Origin of the sequence: Bacillus cereus group sp. Bc031, from assembly GCF_027716265.1 — a bacterium.
GTDB lineage: Bacteria > Bacillota > Bacilli > Bacillales > Bacillaceae_G > Bacillus_A > Bacillus_A paranthracis.
The window spans coordinates 74,088-91,938 of the sequence record NZ_JAQFUL010000003.1; the positions used below are offsets into that span (position 1 = coordinate 74,088).

Below are 17,851 nucleotides of genomic sequence, written 5' to 3' on the forward strand. Positions count from 1 at the left end.
CTACTAGGCTAATAACATCGTATCCTTCATCGTTGAACCTTTCACCAAGAGCTCCAGTTCAAACTCATACAATTCTTTTTTTCGATAATTTTTCGTATGGATTTTATCCATCATCAGGTCGACAACTTTTCGGGCCATCTCATCGATTGGCTGTTCAATTGTCGTAATACCTGGCTCTGTAATCTGTGATAAAATTTGATTATCAAAACCGATAACAGCGAGATCATCTGGAATGGTCCAGTCATGGCGTTTCGCCTCTGAAATAATTCCAGCTGCTACCTCATCGCCTCCTGCCAAAATCGCGGTAGGATTTTTTTTGTCCTTTAATACTTCATGGAATATTCGTTTTCCATCTCCCCAAGAGAAAGCGTTTTCAAGAAAATCAATCGCTTCTACTTGGCGGCTCTTCTCCGTTATTGCACGTAAAAAGCCCATTTTTCGCTGTTGGCTAACCACTTTGGTTTCGTTACCACGGCAAAAAATAAGATTACGATATCCTTGTTCTAACACATGCTTAGCAGCTATGTATGCTCCTTGCGCATGATCAAACTTCACTGTTGGAATATTTGCTTCCTCAATATATTCATTACATAACACGATTGGACCGTGTTGTAAGTATGGCTCTACATCTTCCCACGGATTTTCTAGTGAACATAGAATAATCCCATCTACTTGTTTCGTAGATAATAATTGTAAATACTCCATCTCTTTTTCCGGTAAATATCTTGTTTGACAAATAATCAGTTTATATTTATGTTCAGAAGCAGCAATCTCGATTGCTTCAATAAATCTACTGAAGAAAGGATTTGTAATCCTTGGAACTAGCACCGCAATTGTTTCCGTTTTTTGTTTACGAAGCCTTCTCGCCGCAGAATTAGGAACGAAGCCTAAATGCTTCATTGCTAATTGAACCCTTTTTTTCTTCTCATCTGAAACATATGGATGATTATTAATCACCCTAGAAACCGTTGTCCTTGATAACCCCGCTAATTTCGCCACGTCCTCTATAGTCGACACGAAATTCTCCCCCTTTGCATGAAAACGTTTTCTTAAATTGATTATATAGTATATTATTGGAAACTGCAATACGGCTTCTTATGATTTTACTATATTAATATTATACATAGGGAAAAGTATGTTAATGGGAGGGGATTTTATATTACTTTTAGAAGTTTACAGGAGGCATATTTATTAAAGATAAAAGGAGATATTTCATGAATCGGACCGATCGTTTATTAGCTATATTAATTGAATTACAAAGAAGACAAACTGTTACAGCACAAAGCTTAGCGGAAAAATTTGAGACAAGTATAAGAACGATTTATCGAGATATGGATGCACTTAACGAATCGGGTGTTCCTATTTATTCAATGCCTGGTCACGGTTATTCATTAATGGATGGTTATTTCTTGCCCCCCATTCAGCTTACGCCTGAAGAGGCTGTTACTCTTTTACTAGGCGGTGATTATATCGAGAAAACTTTCACTTCTTCTTTTTCTGTACATGCACGATCAGCAAAAGAGAAACTTGAAATTGTTCTCCCTGCTGATCAACAAAAGAAAGCCCAGGAATTACGAGAAACTTTTCGTTTCCTTTCTCCTATATTTTCACATCAGCAATCTGAACAAGAAAAACTAGAAAATCAACTTCTTCTATTGCAAGAATCTATTCAAAAAGAACAAGCTATCTCTTTTTCTTATCGGAAACCGAGAGAAACTACAAAAATAAAGCGGACCGTTCATCCTTATGGCTTAGTCAATATTTCAGGAATTTGGTACATCGTTGCCCACTGTTTACTTCGAAAACAAATACGCAATTTTCGTTTAGATCGAATGGATACATTACAGCAAGAACAAGAATTCTTTACAAAGCCGAAAGATTTTTCTTTACAAAACTATAAACCTGAAAGCAATCGGACTGTTACGGTTCATTTATTGTTTCCATCTCATATTGCACATAAGATTATTGAGTCCCGCTACTTTTTTATAGATTCATACGAGCATAGAGATAACAGTTTTCACGTTTTTTTGAAATCAAGAAACATAGACGAAGTATTTCAATGGGTATTTAGCTGGGGGAGCCAAGTGCAAGTACTTGAGCCAAAAATTCTTTCTGAGAAAATCCGTGATGAAGCAAAAAAAATGTTAAAACTTTAATTTCACTACTGACATAATGTTGTCAGTAGCCATCCTTTATATTAGGTATTAGCAAATACATTTTTATAAAAAGGGGTTAACAATATGAAGAAATTTGAGGAATTAGCAACGTATTACATAGAGGAATTAGAAAGGTACTCTATAGAACAATTTAGGACGAAGCCGTCTAGCGAAGAATGGTCCCTCGGTCAAATGTATAGTCATTTAATTGCCTCTACATATATGCAGTTAGATGCAATTGCGAAATGTAAAACTGAAACACCATCAGCAACTAACAAGAAAACGGACATGGGTGAAAAAGTATATAAACTTGGTGCTTTCCCGGATATACAAATCAAAGTACCAAATCATCCTGGATATACACCTGAAAATCCCTCTAATAAAGAAGACATCCAGAAACAGCTTCTAGAATTAATTACAATTGTTAAAGACATTGAGCCAACACTTTCTTCTATCCCAAGTGATTGTAAAGTCGAACATCCTGGGCTTGGTTACTTACATGCAGCAGAATGGTTTCAACTTATTTCTATGCATTTTGCACATCATCTTCGTCAGAAAGAGCGATTAGAGAACGCAATTTCATAATTTCTCATAAAGGGAAAATGGAATCCTCCCACCAATATAGTGGGAGGAAGAATAAAATGTTTTAAAGATGGCTCAGATATTTACCTGGCCATCTTTTTAATCATGACTATTAAAATGGAACTATACAAAGTAAACTACTACTTTGTAAGAACCCTCGTTGAAAAACTGAATTGAGACAATTATATACATTACTGAAAGTGAAAGTTCAAATAAAGTACTATTTTTATTTCTCAACAAAAAAACGTAGGGAATATAACAAATTACGAATATCACGTATTATAACAAATGGTACGACTAAAGAATAATTTTTATAAAGCCCGCCATAATCATTCCCTCCTTTTATTCCTTAGACAAATATTCACACAAACTGTATTATACATTTCCATATAATTTATCTACACTTAAAAACATAATAATCTTATTTTTCAAACCTATTACAAGCCAAACTTTCTCAACAATTAATTACTAAAATACGATTTACAGCTATAAAACTATCACTTATCATTAAGGATAATTTTACCATTTAAATAAAATACAGGTAAAATTCCCAGAAAAAATAAATTGCACAAAGGGGATGGATTATGAAAAAGCTACATGCATTAACATTAACAATGGGGTTACTAGCTTCTACTGTGATTGTACCTACTGCTTCTCTGGCAAAAAGTGATGATTTACCTTACTTAAATGAAATCAAAAAAATGCAGCCCGATGTAAGTACACAAGAGCTAATATCTAGTATTAATGAATTAGCAAACAACACTGGGAATACAAAAGAAGCTGTTTCTGAACAGATTTATAAAGAGCTAAAAGCAGATGAAGAACAAGGCAAAAAAGAAGCAAGTAAAAAAATGAATACTTTAGGAGCTAGTGGTGGTACAGTTTCAGTTGGGAACAGCAATATGGGGGATTTCTTCTATACTGGTTCATACACTGCATACTTAAATCATGGACATGTTGGTATGTATTATAGTTCAAATACAATTGTAGAATCTGTACCAGGTGATGGCGTTCGTACAATTAGTACTACATCCCGTAAAGTAGATAAAGGAGATGCGGTAGTAAAATCCGTAAATACATCTTGGCAAAACAAAAATGATGCGGCATGGTGGGCAAAAGATCGTGTAGGTAAAGATTCATATTCTTATAATTTTGCTACAAATAGAAGTACAACACATTATGGGGCTAAAAACTGTTCTAAACTAATTTGGTCTGCTTATCAACTTCATGGCGGACTAGATTTAGATAAAGATGGCGGTGCTGGTGTATATCCACGGGATGTTCGTGACGCAAAACAAACCTCAACAATTCGTAATATTTAATACTGAAGAAAAAGTGCAACAACTATATTTGTTGCACTTCTTCTTATAAAAGGAGCTCATAACAGTGAAAAAAATAATCGTTCTTATTCTAAGCATAATTTTAATTGTAGCACTCATCTACTTTTTCTTCTTTAAAAACAATAATGTAAATTCAATATCTGAAGAAGATATTGAGAAAAAAGATTTTTTGAAAGATAAACAAGCTGTTATATATCTCTCTTCGACTGCCGATCAAGATATGGATGGCAACGGGATTAGTTATGCGATATTCATCGATAAAAATGCAAAAGCACATGGATATAAAATGAATGGTTTAGAACTCGGAGGAATAGGTGTATCTGATAACAAAAAAGAAATCGTACTAGAAAGTAAAGATAATATTAAATTTATTGGAGATGATTTTAAAAATTTTAAAATGAAATACCAACATACAGGAGATCAAAGGATATATTTAAAAAAACAAGGCTTATTTGTTAACATTTACAATTCAGGTAGTAACTCATCTACTGGAAATTATGATTCGAATGTAATTTTTGGTAATCAAAAACAGATTCATAAAGGAAATATTCCTCATTATCTTATTAGCTCTGGCGTCAATACAGATGAAGTCTTAGTCTTAACTCAAGATATAGATAAAAATGAGCATAGTTTAAAAAAATTACTATTTAATGATTCAACTATGCACCTTGAAGATGTTACAACAATTAATCTTAATAAAAACATGTCGTATTCTAGTTACTCATCTATTTTAAGTGACTCAAATTTTTATTATACGATTTTAATTGAGAACGATAACTCCATTAAAGGCAAAGTATATTTATTACGCATTGATAAAAAATCATTAAAACAAGATTTAATTTTACTTTCTTCCGAGGAGAATTCCACAGCTTCCATACCATTTACAAAAAATAATTCCGCTTATCTACATAACAATGAACTATTTTTTATAAATGGACTAGGTGAGGTCATAACTTTTAATACCGAAACAAATGCAGTCAATCCTAAATTCAAAATTGATTACCATGTAACGGATGGCGTTAGATATAATGAACAAACATATTTTGAAAACGATCAATTATATGTATTACGTTATAATGAAAAGCAAGAACATAAATATTCTATAGAAACATACTCTCTAACAACCGGTAAAAAAATTAAAACTACTAAAATTAAAGATATGGATCAAATTATTACATCTGTTAAAGGTGGTAAATCCATTTACGCCTACGATTTTAAAATTTTACATCCGAATAAATAATAAAAAGCTCTGTTTTCCATAACAGAGCTTTTTATTTTAACTCCTCCCACTTCGTCCACATTTCTCTCCCATTTATACGGTACATATTATCCTCTCTGTCCATAAACCCCTGCACAATAAACTCGCGTCTAATCGTACAAAAATCGTCATGATATTGTTTGATGAATGCATTGATTTCTTTTTCCGTATACTGATTCTCCGCATTTAACTTGCTAATTAAATACTCTAACAATACTAGTTTTTTCTTCTTTTGACCTGGAATTGATTTTAGGCGGTCCTCTTTATCAAAAAAGTTACGAATAGTTGTATCTCTGAATTTGATTTCATTTTCGGTCATTTTGTTATCCTCCATCGGTTTTTATGTAATAAAACTCTTTATTTTTCTTTACCGTTTTTCTTCATTCTTTTACTTACAACATCCATAAAGTAATACCCGCTAATAAGCACATAGTAAACTACAAGTATTCCTAGTGCATCTTTCATATTTATATATTTTTCTTTATGAAACAAGATAGGTGAAAGGGCGTAAACAAGAAAGATGATTAGCGGATTTAAGATAAAATAATAAGTAAGCTTTCCTTTCATCATATCAGCTCCTCTATTCTAGTTTTCTCTTTAAATTGTTGTAATTCCTTTTCTTTCGTTTCTATAGTTTTTAGACAGATTCATATCCGAACTACAAAAAAGATGCCCTGCATTACAATAAAAAAGCACCAAAAAGGTGCTTTTTTCTACGCTTCAACCGATTGATTTTCAGCAATATTTTTAAACTGTCGTTTGTGCATCCAAGTTAATGAAGCAATTGTTCCAAGTGATAACACAACGATAAAGATCATGAGTATTCCTATGTTTTGCCACATGAAGTTAAAGTCTCCGCTTGATACGACTGCTTTCAGCCCTGATACAGAGTATGTCATCGGTAGCCAAGCATTGAATGGTTGTAAAAACTTCGGAATCAATTCTAGTGGGAATGTTCCAGCACTTGTTGTAAGCTGAATAATTAATGTGATGATGGCGATGAAACGCCCTGCATCACCGAATGCTGTTACTAAACATTGAATTAATGCGATAAACGCTAAACTTGTAACAATGCTAAAGAGTATGAAATACGGAATACTTTGTACTTCTACACCTAATCCAAACAATAATATGACATCAGCTACTACTGCTTGAATAATACCGACTGATAGTAAAACGCCGAACTTACTAATAAACCAGCTAAATCCTGATTTTGGAACACCCACTGTATCACGTAATGGATATACGATTGATAATAGTAATGCCCCAACAAATAAACCGAGTGATAAGAAATACGGTGTAAATCCAGTTCCGTAGTTTGGAACTTCCGCCATTTTCTCCGTCTTCACTTTTACAGGACTTGCAAACATATCATACGTTTTATCCGTTCCTTTTACTTCACCAGTTTTCTCTGCCCCTTCGCCAAGTTTCTCAGCAAGTTCACCTGAACCGTCGTTTACTTTTACAAGGCCATCCGTTACTTTCCCGGAACCGTCTGCTAGTTTATTAACGCCGTCGATTAGCTGGGTTGAGCCGGTTGACATTTTATTTAGACCACCATTTAGCGTACCTATGCCAGTTGTTACTTGACCAGAGCCATCTGCTAGTTGATTTACACCACCTGCCATTTGGTTTGCTCCTACAGATAATGTACCTAAACCGCCTGTTACTTGGCTTGAGCCATCTGCTAGTTGATTTACACCACCTGCCATTTGGTTTGCTCCTGTAGATAATTCGCCTAAACCGCCTGTCACTTGACCAGAGCCATCTACTAATTGAGTTACACCACCTGTCATTTGGTTTGCTCCTACAGATAATTTCCCTAATCCTATTGTCACTTTTCCAGATCCACTTTGTAATTGAGTTGCGCCATCAATTAATTGAACTGATCCCTCTTTTAATTTATCAGCACCTCTTTTTGTATCTCCTAACCCTTCACCAAAATCCTGAAACGTACTAACAAATTTCGCTTGTTCATTCGTTAGTTTCTCAATACCCTCCGTTAAAGCTTTCACCCGTTTTGGATTTGGTAATTCGCTTTGTACTCCACTTGTCGTTTGTTGTATTTCACCTTTTAATTGTTTTACTTCTGCATTTAATTTATTTGTTCCACCTGCAACTCCAACAGCTTTTTGTTGCACTGTCGCTGTACTTTTTGCCGCACTTGTTATAAAGGGTTGCAACTGATCTTGATATTCTTTTGGTAAACTCTCGATTTGCTTTTGCAAATTTGCTACATCTTGCGCTGCAGTTTGTGCATCCTCTGCTGTTGATTGCGTGAATTCATTTAACTGATTTACTTTTTCTCCAGCCTCATTTATTTTCTCATTTACCTTATTTAATGTAGAAGGAGCTTTTGACTGCATTTCCTCTAAACCTGCAATAGAGTTTTGTACGTTACTATTTAACTCCTGCAATCCCTTTTGAATCCCTTGAGACCATTTCTCTAATTGGCTTTGTCCCTCAACAACTTTTCCCATACCATTTGATAGATCGGTTGTTCCTGCTTTTAATTCGCCAGATTTACTTACCAATTTGTTCAAACCACCAGTCACTTGCTCAGATCCATCACGTAATTCGTCAATTCCTTTTTTCATTTCATCCGTTTTTCCATTTAACGTATTCAAACCTGCTGTTACTTTCTGAGAGCCATCTTGTAATTTCTCTATACCTACCTGCATCTCACCCGTTTTGCTATTTAACGTATTCAAACCTACTGTTACTTTCTGAGAGCCATCCTGTAATTTCCCTATACCTACCTGCATCTCACCCGTTTTGCTATTTAACGTATTTAAACCTGCTGTCACTTTCCCTGACCCATCTACTAATTTATTAGATCCATCTGCTAGTTTCCCTACTCCATCCTTCATCTCCCCAGACTTTCCTTGAAGTGTATGAAGTCCATCCGTTACTTTACTTGAACCATCATGCAACTCACTTGATCCGTCATGTAGTTTACTTGCACCTTCCGCCCCATCTGCTAGTCCTTTTGAGACGTCTTGAATGGAATCAAACATTTTCTCTGCATATGTTTTCGTTAACGTACTTGCTACTTCACCTTTAATTTTTTCAATGGCTGTTCCGCCAATTTGGGAAGATAAGAAGTTTAAGCTTTCGTTTGGAATGTATTCTAAGTTTAATGGTTTCGGTTCATCTTTTAATAATGTTGTAGCGTTACTTGAGAAGTCATCTGGAATGCGTACTAACATGTAATACTTTCTGCCTTCCATTCCTTTTTTCGCTTCTTTTTCACTTACAAATTCCCATTTAAAACTGCTATTATCTTTTAAATTATCAACGAGCCCTTTTCCGACCTCAATTGGTTTTCCATCGAATACTGCACCTTTATCTAAATTAACTACCGCCACTGGTAAATCATCTAACTGTTTATATGGATCCCAAAAGGCCCATAAAAACATACCTGCATATAAAATTGGTACGAATAGAACCGCGATAATTGGAATTAATATTTTTTTACTTTTTATAATTTGTGTGAACTCTTTACGAAGTAACTGATTTCCTTTCATCATTTCTCCCCCTTTTTAAATGACCAAATTGTTCAATTGGTCATTTTTACCCAAACAAAAAGGCTATACTGATTCATACATATGCCTTATCCCCGAATTTATACTATGCAACTGTTTCTTAATATGAAGTGAATATTTCTATTATCCCTCCTAAATTAAATATATGACCGTTTTGTTCAATTGGTCACTTTTTTATAAAAATAAAAGGATTATCTTAGTTTGACAATCCTTTTAATAAATAAAGTTCAAATAATTCTGCAATTTTTTCTTTTTCTAGCGGTTCATGATTTTTTTCCCAATCAAAAATAAGCGATACATATAAGCGAAGCATAATAAATGCTGTAATTTCTGGATCACATTTGCTAATTTCACCTTTATCAATCGCAAGCTTTAAATAGGATTGAATGACAGAAACGATTTCTACATCTACTTGTTGCATCACTTCTTGTACTTCTTTCGTTCCCATATCGCGCTCTTCTTGAATTAACTTAATCATGAGCTGATGTTCTTTTCTGAATTCTAATATGCTATATAATGCTCTATGTACATTTTCAAAAAATGAAACATCTGAACGAATTGCATTTTCTGCAACTTGCTTCATTTCTGTAATTAAATTAGAAATAATCTCGCCAAATAGCTCTTCTTTATTTTTGAAAAAAGTATAAATCGTCCCTTTTCCTACATTCGCTAACTTCGCTACTTGATCCATCGTTGTTGCTTTATAACCGAATGCTGAAAAAGACTTTGTTGCAGCCTCAATAATAGAACGTTTTCGATCTATCGCCACATCGTCACCTCCAAAAATGACCAATTGGATAATATAGTCAATTAGTACATCTTTGATATTACCACACGCTTACATTCTATACAAGTTCTCTTTTTTATTATTTCCAGTATAAAAAATTCCAGTCAAATTGTATCATACTGTCCATAGTTTATCAGAAGAAAAGAGAAAAGGAAAAGGTGTTCTTGAGATATACAGCTAAACCTTACTTCCCAACAACAAATTTCTCTTTTTTTAAATAATCAAATAAAAAAACAAGAAAATCTTTACATTTAATAGTAATATAGAAAATAGACAAGTTTATCCGACTTTAACGGGCAGTGAGACCCCCACCTCAAAATTCAGCGAAAGCAAAGAATTTAGGTGGGGATCGAGCTGTCCATAAAAGTCCGATTGGTGAAGACTAATAATCAGTGAGGGATGAAGCCCCCACTGATTAAAGTTTCACTTTATCAAAACAGTGGAGGCTTTTTCAGTCATGATGCGTGCACTTCGTTTAAATATAAAGCAAGCTTTTTGTAATCGTGTTTCTTTAATTATTATGTTTAGTGGATTCGTTCTTATTTGTATTTATCATTATTATTATGTCATTCGTTATTTAGGGGACGCTGCAAGCGGACCTATATCAACAGATATAAAATGGATTGGATTTCGTGACAATGAAATGGATGTTTATTTATTATTAATGCCAATTATTGCGAGCCTTCCCTTTAGTACAAGTTACAACTCGGATAAATCTGATGGCTTTAAACAGTTTGTAAGTAAAGGAATTAATTTATTTTCTTATTCAATAACGAAATATATTGTTACATTCTTTTGCGGCGGACTTCTTTATACGCTTCCATTTATCTTATCTTTATTATTTTGCAAATTAACCATTCCAGACGGAGAAACGCCGGCTGGTTCAGGCATCATAAATGTTAATGGGATGTTTGCAAACTTATATGAGGCTTCTCCCATTATTTACATTACTTTATATATTGGAATTAACTTTTTATTTGCAGGTTTAATGGCTCTTTTAGGACTTGCTGCATCTGCATGGTCACAAAAAGATTATATGTCGCTTCTATTTCCATTTGCAGCTACCTCCATCCCTTACGTCCTGCTAAATACCGTCTTCCCTACAATAGGCGGAGCACCAATTCATTTATATGATCCAAAACAACCATTGGATGGAATGTCACCGTACATTTTAACGGTGCAATGTGCTTTTTAGCTTACTTATGTATATACGAGGGGTAAAGCGGGATAGAAAAAAATATAGAAGAAGATTGCAAAGAAGAGATCGGTGTAGAAAATCATTTCAAGTATAATAAACCTCTAATTTCCTTACTATCTTGAAAATTAGAGGTTTATTTACTATCCTTTTATGGCGTGCCAGCCAATCCCCATAAAATAACGCCCCCTACAAAATAAATCGCTTTAATACCTACAACTAAACATAATGAAATAATTGCATATTTACTTAATTCTCTCCTTGCGCCAATTAAAGTAAAAATAACTGCTAAACTAAACGTTATATAAGATGCTGCTGTATGTATTAAGTTATATGTAATATCTAAATTTTGCGTAAGTCCTATTACCTCCGCTACAAATTGAAGCATGACGATTGTACTAAAAAAAATTGCAAGCTGATTTATTAATTTTCCATTTAGTTGTGCTTGCATCATTGACCTCCCCAAAAACTAAATATTCAATTAATTTTACCATAAAACTGCAGAAGACCAATCTATATCATTCTAAAAAATCGCTTATACACTATCCTTATCTATTTTTATCAAATAAAAGAACGCTTAGTTACCTAAGCGCCCCCTACTTTAAGATGCCTTCTTCAAATCAATTTGAGCAAGTACTGGGTCGTGATCACTTACACGTCCGTGTTCTTTCATAATGTTTGAGTTTAAGTGTACTGGATCTACGATTGTGTGCGGTGCGATGTTGTTTGTTACTAAAATATGATCTAGCACTTGTGCATTTCCTTCATGAATATACGTGTAGCGGTTTTCTTTCGGCACTGTGTTTAACATATTTTTCAAGATTGTTCCTTCTAGTGCTTTTAGTGGTTTAGCAAACTCAAAATCGTTCATATCCCCTAACACAACAACTGGTGCATTCGTGTTCTTTTTCTGAATTCCTTGTACGAAATGATTGACTTCTTGTGCTAATTGAACTCGTTTTTCTTCACTTTTTAATACGAGCGGCTGTACTTTTCCAAATGGTGTTGCATCTCCTATTTTTGAGTTTAAGTGATTTGCAACAACAACTAAATTTTGTCCTTGGAACGTAAATTCTGCCGCAAGCGGTTTACGTGTACTTTCAAACAATGGATTTTCGTCTCCAATACGGACAACGTTTTTATCAAGCAACTTCGGTACTGTTGCTAATTTCACGCGTGATGGGTTATAGAAGAAACCGACGCGAATGTTAGCGCCTGGTGCTCCTCCGTCTAAATTATTATTCGGAGCAATTTCTACATACTCATACTTTGGCCCGCGAATTTCTAGCACTGCATCAATGATACGTTTTGCGCTTAACGAAGCATCTGTTGTACCGTCATTAACCGTTCCGTTATTATCTTGCATTTCCTCTACACCGATAATATCCGGCATTTTTAAATTGTATTTAATAGAATACGCTAACGCTTTTACTTTTTCATCTGTTGTTTCTTTTTTATTCGCCGAGAAGTTTTCAATATTATATGTAGCAACCGTTAACTTATCAAGACGTGGCTGAATATTTGCTCCTATTTGCTTAAATCCACCGTCTACTACAGATGGTAATTCCGTTATTGGCGCAATGCGGAACGCACCGTAATCATATCCGACTACTCCTGTTATATTTCCAGTGAAAGTATCTCCTACTTTTGCTACATAATTACGAGGTACTTTTACAGAAAGACGCTCTGGGTTTAATTGATTTTCATCTAATACAGGTGTGCCATATTTCGTTACGACTTTATTTCCGCCATTTTTCACTGTTACATATAAATTCCCGTTTTTCTGAGGTGCAATAATTTTTGGCGTTGGCATCGTAACGCGCATACCTTCTATACTTTCATAAAAATCGATTGCATCTTCATTTGGATCAAATAAACCAAATGCATCATTATCGATAATTTGATCAGGAATTTTCACACCGTTTTCTCCAAGTACAATCGGTGCTGGTAAAACTTGATCTTTTGCGATTACAGCAACGCGGCTCGCTTTAATTTCCGTCGTCGTTAAGTCTGTTTCAAACCTTTCTGCATATCCAGGTCCAACATATTCTTCTACTACTCCATCAACTTGAATAAGATCTCCTACTGCTACATTCGCATCCTTTTTGTACACATACATACCTTCTGAAGTAGCTGGATCATTATCTGGCTGATTATCTTCTATATAAAAACCATTTTTATCAAGCGCTGTTACAACGCCTTCCACATTGTATACTTTCTTCCCGTTGTAAGGAGAAAGATGTGATTTTCCTTGAATATCATGAATACGAACTGGTTCATTGTTTACGATAACAAATGAAAATGTTGAAATCGCTGAAGAAGTAAGCCCTTCTTTCTCTGCAATTGCTTTAATCACATTATTTTCATTCACTACAATTTGTCCGTTATAACGAACGCTTTTATTTGTAGGGTTAGAGCCATCTAACGTATAGTAGATTGTTGCTCCTTCTGTATTCGTTGTTAACGTTACTGCTGTTCCTTTCGCAACTTCTCCTCCATTCGGTGAAGCTACTACATCACTAACACGGTTTTGTTCTTCCCCTTGAAACTTATGAGCTGTTACTGATTTTAAACCTGGGCTACTAAAATATAATTCAAGCGTCCCTGTTAAACTAACTTTCTTCCCGATATTTTCAGGATGATCTTTCACGTTTACTGCCGCTCTCACATCGCCTTTTGGTAACTGAACAGGCATGATTTTGTCTGGATTCGTTTCATTTGGCGAATCAGCAATTGCTACGTTTGTATCATCAAACTTAGCCGGATCTTTCGTGTATTTCGAAGGACTTTGCGTATATCCGACGATATACCCTTCCACTGTCCCCTTCGTTTTCCCTTGCTGCTTAAATACTTGAATTGCTTTTTCTACTGACATAGAAGTCGTTTCTTCTGCTTGTACTAAAGTTCCAGTAAATGAAAGCAATAGTATGAATGATAAAAAGACACTTAACAATTTCTTCACAGCCATTTCCCTCTCCCTATTTCATATTTTCTCAGCATGTCTATCATATCAAATGATTCGTTATATAGAATGATATTTCGACAAGTTTTACAAAAAATTTATTTAATTTACAAGCTTTCAAACTATAATACAAAATAATAATTTTACACCTTATACGAATGCGTTTTATAATATGAAAGAGAAAAAACAGAAATATCGAAATTTAATTGGCATGTAAAATGGATTCATTTGAATAGGAGTGATTGGATGGAAGTACAAACAGAAGCATACCGCGCAGCTATGAATGGAACATTAGAACGTCATTTTTCAGATATGATTGCTGTTATACCGACTAGAATTACAATTGAGAAGTTAAAACAACGGCTAGAAACTATCGCTACTAAAGTTGATGAGTTAAAAATTGTTTATAGTGATGAGACAAGCCTTATTGTTGAGTTACACATCGATGAAAAAGTCATACCGTATGAACTGCATATTGATGAGGCGAATGACCCAGAAGAATATAAACTGTACAATAGACAAGATTCTACAATCGTAGATCGTAATTTTGAAGATGCGGCTTTCGGTACTGAAATTTTCACCCGTACGCTATTTGTAGGCGATGTGCTGGACTGCTTTTTCCAGCAGTTACAGTTTTTATGGAACCTTGCGCCAGATTTGTTATTTTTAATTGATTTAAGTGCAGCAATGAAGGTAATATCTAGAAGCTATATTGAATATCACGTTGAAAATGAATTATTACCTGACATTCCTGACTTGTACGTTATTCATTCCGTTTATGAAGACGATAAAGAAGGCGAGCCTACGCAATATTGGTTTCATACACACGGCCTTTTAAGAGCGGGCGTAACAGAAATAGAATTAATTATTCCAAATCGCATTCCTTCCTACTATGGCATTGGTGACCTCTTTCAAACATTTGCGAATAATGCCGTTGAAAATGGACAAGTCCCTATGAATGAGCCTATCGTTATCGCACATAGTCAGCAAGGTTCTATACATACAGTAGCTGTGCCGTGGGAAAAAGGTTTATCTTATATTGGGCATAAAACGAGTATAGATCAATTATCTTCAATTGAGGATGAAGAAGTGAAGCTACAACCAATAGATGCACAAAACACATTCTTAGGCGGGATGGATGACCGAGATGAATACCATCAATCGCCATCTGTTCTCTTGTTCAAATTTGATACTTCAGAAGAATGTATCGAAAGCTTTTTCAAAGAACACGAGGAAGCTACAGGGCTCATGTTCTATAAAACAAATAGTGAAACGGCTCGTATGGCTTACAATGCAAAAAATACTTTCGGGTATTTCAGCAACATTTTTCAAATTGAACAATCAAATGAGGAGTTTCGTTTTCTCGCTAAGTTTGGCGTTTCCTATGAAGAGGGTAAAAGCGAGCATATGTGGTTTGAAATGCAACATATTACAGAAGACTTTATTCAAGGAATACTCATTAATGAACCATATTTTATAGAAGATATGAGTGAAGGAAATAGTTATCATTTAAATTTTGATGACTTAACAGAATGGGTTATTTATGCAGGAGATGCCGTTATAAAGCCAAATAACTTATACATGTTTATTGGTGAATAAGTAACAAAACGCCTTCAATATGATTGAAGGCGTTTCTCTTTATTGTGCGATTAATTCCGTATTCATTACTTTCTCCAAATGAGAGAGTACACGTTTTGCAGCCTTCTCACCTTGGTCAATACAGTCCGGCAGACCAGAACCAGCGTAAGAACTACCTGCCAAGTATATACCTGGCAACTCTTTCTCCATAAATGTTGTGAGTTTCTTCATTCGCTCGTTATGGCCTACTGTATATTGGGGCATTGCTTCTTTCCAACGGCTTACGACTGTAAACTCTGGATTCTCTGTAATATCCATCGTCTTTCGTAAGTCTTCTAGTACGAGCTGAACGAGTTCCTCTTCTGTTTGTTCTACAACTGCTTCATCACCAGGTCGTCCAACGTAACATCGAAGAAGCGTTTTTCCTTCTGGCGTTGTATGTGGCCACTTTTTATGCGTCCACGTACATGCTGTAATTGTGTAATCACTATTTCGAGAGACAACAAATCCTGTACCATCAATATCTCGCTGAATGGCTGATTTCGGGAAAGCCATTGCTACATTCGCAACTGATGTGGACGGAATGTTGCGAAAGAAACGAAACTGCTTGTACTGTGCAAACATAGATGGCAATACTTTATGTGAACTTGCCACTACGACCGCGTCCGCTTCTATTTCTTTTCCGTTACTAAGAGTAATCGTATAGCCATCACCCTGTTTTGTAACTTTTTCAATGCGAGTTCCCTTTATTATCGTACCTTCATGCATCTTTGCTTCAAGAGATTCTACGATAGATTCTAAACCTGTTTTCACTGTTTGGAAGATTCCTTTTTTCGGTTCAGCTTTCTCTTCTTTCGGAGCGAGCGTACGCATACCGAGTGAAATACTGCGATGTTTCTGCTCAATTTGATACATTTGCGGGAATGTTGACATTAAGCTCATTTCATCAATATCCCCTGCATAAATACCAGATAGTAATGGTTCTATTAAATTTTCAACCACTTCATTTCCGAGGCGATGTCTGAAAAAGTGCCCGAGTGATTGGTCAGATACTGGTTTTGATCTTGGCATTAATAGATCAAAACCAGCTCTTAGTTTCCCAATTGGGGAGAACAGCCCGGAAAATAGAAACGGCGTAATTTGCGTTGGAATTCCCATCATTGATCCATTCGGCATTTTATGTAACCGATTGTTTACGAGGATAAATGATTGACCGGCCTCATTATTTACAAGTTCATCGCCAAGACCTAATTCTTTCACTAATCTAGCTGCACTTTCTTTTCGTGCTAAGAAAGAATCCTGTCCGCGCTCAATTGTAAATCCATCTTTTCGAACGGTTTGAATTTTTCCGCCAAGTTTACCCGATGCTTCTATCAGTAATGTATCAATCGGCAAGTTTTTTTCATGAATATTTTTTTGTAAGTTATACATTGCTGTTAATCCAGTGATGCCTCCGCCGATGATCACAACTTTTTTCCTCAAGCAGGCTCCCCCTTTCTTCTTACAGTACAGATTCTTTTTTCTTTACTACAACATCTGTTAAGCAGTCAATAAATGCGTCCGATGCGTTTGGCATTTCTGGACGATAATATTTCGCGCCAATTTCATCCGTTACCACTTTACACTCAAAGTCGTTGTCATATAAAACTTCTAAATGTTCCGCAACAAATCCAACTGGTGCATATACGAATGAAGTATAACCGTGCTTTTCATTTAGTTCTCTCGTTAAATCTTGTACGTCGGGACCAATCCAAGGATCTGGTGTGTTTCCTGCACTTTGCCAACCTACTGCATAGTTTGCTACTTCAGCGCCTCTTGCAATATAGTCCGCTGTTTCATTTAATTGATCTGGATATGGATCGCCCATTGCGATAATTTTTTCTGGTAAGCTATGAGCTGATATGATTAATACTGCTTTTTCACGTTCTGCGTCTGACATACCGTTATATATACCTTTCACTGCATCAACCCAGTACTGGATAAATTTCGGTTCTTTATACCAGCTATCGATGCCATGAATTGTTAAGTTTCCAAGTTTCTCAGCTTCTTCTTGTGCTCGTCCAACGTATGATTTTACGCTAAACGTAGAATAGTGCGGCGCAAGAACAAGTGCGATTGCATCTTGTATACCGTCGTTATGCATATCTTTCACCGCATCTTCAATGAACGGTTCAATATGTTTTAAGCCAAGATACATATGGTACTCGACTTCATCTTGTACTTCATTTAAACGCTTCTCTAACTTCTTAGCTTGCTCTAATGTAATAGTAGCTAAAGGAGAAATACCACCAATTGCACGGTAACGCTCTGTTAAATCTTCTAGCATTTCAGGACTTGGCTTTCTTCCTCTGCGAATATGTGTATAGTAACGTTCAATATCTTCTTCTTTATATGGCGTTCCGTATGCCATTACAAGCAAACCAATTTTCTTTTTCATACAGCAATTCT

14 protein-coding genes and 1 pseudogene are annotated in these 17,851 nt (G+C 35.4%); 6 read left to right on the plus strand and 9 right to left on the minus strand.

Annotation, left to right across the window (positions count from 1 at the left end):
• Nucleotides 1-3: 3 nt before the first annotated feature.
• On the minus strand, nt 4-1,017 hold the full coding sequence (locus PDQ33_RS02430) for a LacI family DNA-binding transcriptional regulator (protein WP_242230870.1): 1,014 nt from the start codon (nt 1,015-1,017) through the stop codon (nt 4-6).
• Nucleotides 1,018-1,214: 197 nt separating this feature from the next.
• On the opposite strand from PDQ33_RS02430, the gene PDQ33_RS02435 reads away from it, so the two are divergent.
• The 4 genes from PDQ33_RS02435 (at nt 1,215) to PDQ33_RS02450 (ending at nt 5,318) form a co-directional block, all read left to right on the plus strand.
• Entirely contained in the window at nt 1,215-2,156 is a 942-nt protein-coding gene (locus PDQ33_RS02435; RefSeq protein ID WP_001082268.1) for a helix-turn-helix transcriptional regulator, read from the plus strand.
• 84 nt (nt 2,157-2,240) lie between these two features.
• Nucleotides 2,241-2,741 (plus strand): DinB family protein, encoded by a 501-nt coding sequence (locus PDQ33_RS02440; RefSeq protein ID WP_000713022.1) that lies wholly within the window; start codon nt 2,241-2,243, stop codon nt 2,739-2,741.
• 581 nt (nt 2,742-3,322) lie between these two features.
• Nucleotides 3,323-4,060, plus strand: coding sequence for a hypothetical protein (locus tag PDQ33_RS02445; protein ID WP_000733102.1), 738 nt, complete (start codon nt 3,323-3,325; stop codon nt 4,058-4,060).
• 64 nt (nt 4,061-4,124) lie between these two features.
• Nucleotides 4,125-5,318 carry a hypothetical protein gene (locus PDQ33_RS02450; RefSeq protein ID WP_000721064.1) on the plus strand — a complete coding sequence of 398 codons (1,194 nt, stop codon included), beginning with the start codon at nt 4,125-4,127 and terminating at the stop codon, nt 5,316-5,318.
• Between the two features lie 31 nt (nt 5,319-5,349).
• Here the strand turns inward: PDQ33_RS02450 and PDQ33_RS02455 are convergent, their stop codons facing one another.
• The 4 genes from PDQ33_RS02455 to PDQ33_RS02470 all read right to left on the minus strand — a co-directional run bounded on the left by PDQ33_RS02455 (nt 5,350) and on the right by PDQ33_RS02470 (nt 9,650).
• On the minus strand, nt 5,350-5,655 hold the full coding sequence (locus PDQ33_RS02455; RefSeq protein WP_000138195.1) for a DUF2087 domain-containing protein: 306 nt from the start codon (nt 5,653-5,655) through the stop codon (nt 5,350-5,352).
• Nucleotides 5,656-5,693: 38 nt separating this feature from the next.
• Entirely contained in the window at nt 5,694-5,906 is a 213-nt protein-coding gene (locus PDQ33_RS02460) for a hypothetical protein (protein WP_002163726.1), read from the minus strand.
• 143 nt (nt 5,907-6,049) lie between these two features.
• Nucleotides 6,050-8,863 carry a YhgE/Pip family protein gene (locus PDQ33_RS02465; protein ID WP_242230868.1) on the minus strand — a complete coding sequence of 938 codons (2,814 nt, stop codon included), beginning with the start codon at nt 8,861-8,863 and terminating at the stop codon, nt 6,050-6,052.
• A 214-nt stretch (nt 8,864-9,077) separates the two neighbouring features.
• On the minus strand, nt 9,078-9,650 hold the full coding sequence (locus tag PDQ33_RS02470) for a TetR/AcrR family transcriptional regulator (RefSeq protein WP_270754604.1): 573 nt from the start codon (nt 9,648-9,650) through the stop codon (nt 9,078-9,080).
• Between the two features lie 475 nt (nt 9,651-10,125).
• On the opposite strand from PDQ33_RS02470, the pseudogene PDQ33_RS02475 reads away from it, so the two are divergent.
• Nucleotides 10,126-10,960 (plus strand): annotated as a pseudogene (locus tag PDQ33_RS02475) (hypothetical protein).
• Between the two features lie 54 nt (nt 10,961-11,014).
• Here the strand turns inward: PDQ33_RS02475 and PDQ33_RS02480 are convergent.
• Complete coding sequence (locus tag PDQ33_RS02480) at nt 11,015-11,314, minus strand: hypothetical protein (protein WP_242230866.1); 300 nt, start codon at nt 11,312-11,314, stop codon at nt 11,015-11,017.
• A gap of 150 nt (nt 11,315-11,464) precedes the next feature.
• Nucleotides 11,465-13,831, minus strand: coding sequence for a DUF6359 domain-containing protein (locus PDQ33_RS02485; RefSeq protein WP_242230857.1), 2,367 nt, complete (start codon nt 13,829-13,831; stop codon nt 11,465-11,467).
• Between the two features lie 240 nt (nt 13,832-14,071).
• Between PDQ33_RS02485 and PDQ33_RS02490 the strand changes: the two genes are divergently transcribed.
• Nucleotides 14,072-15,424 carry a DUF4026 domain-containing protein gene (locus PDQ33_RS02490; RefSeq protein ID WP_270392934.1) on the plus strand — a complete coding sequence of 451 codons (1,353 nt, stop codon included), beginning with the start codon at nt 14,072-14,074 and terminating at the stop codon, nt 15,422-15,424.
• 39 nt (nt 15,425-15,463) lie between these two features.
• Here PDQ33_RS02490 and hemY read toward each other — a convergent pair whose 3' ends face one another.
• Together hemY and hemH are read right to left on the minus strand one after the other, a co-directional pair.
• Nucleotides 15,464-16,885: a protoporphyrinogen oxidase gene (hemY, locus tag PDQ33_RS02495; RefSeq protein ID WP_270754610.1), complete on the minus strand. Its 1,422-nt coding sequence runs from the start codon at nt 16,883-16,885 to the stop codon at nt 15,464-15,466.
• Nucleotides 16,886-16,904: 19 nt separating this feature from the next.
• Entirely contained in the window at nt 16,905-17,840 is a 936-nt protein-coding gene (gene hemH / locus PDQ33_RS02500) for a ferrochelatase (protein WP_242230852.1), read from the minus strand.
• Between the last annotated feature and the right edge of the window lie 11 nt (nt 17,841-17,851).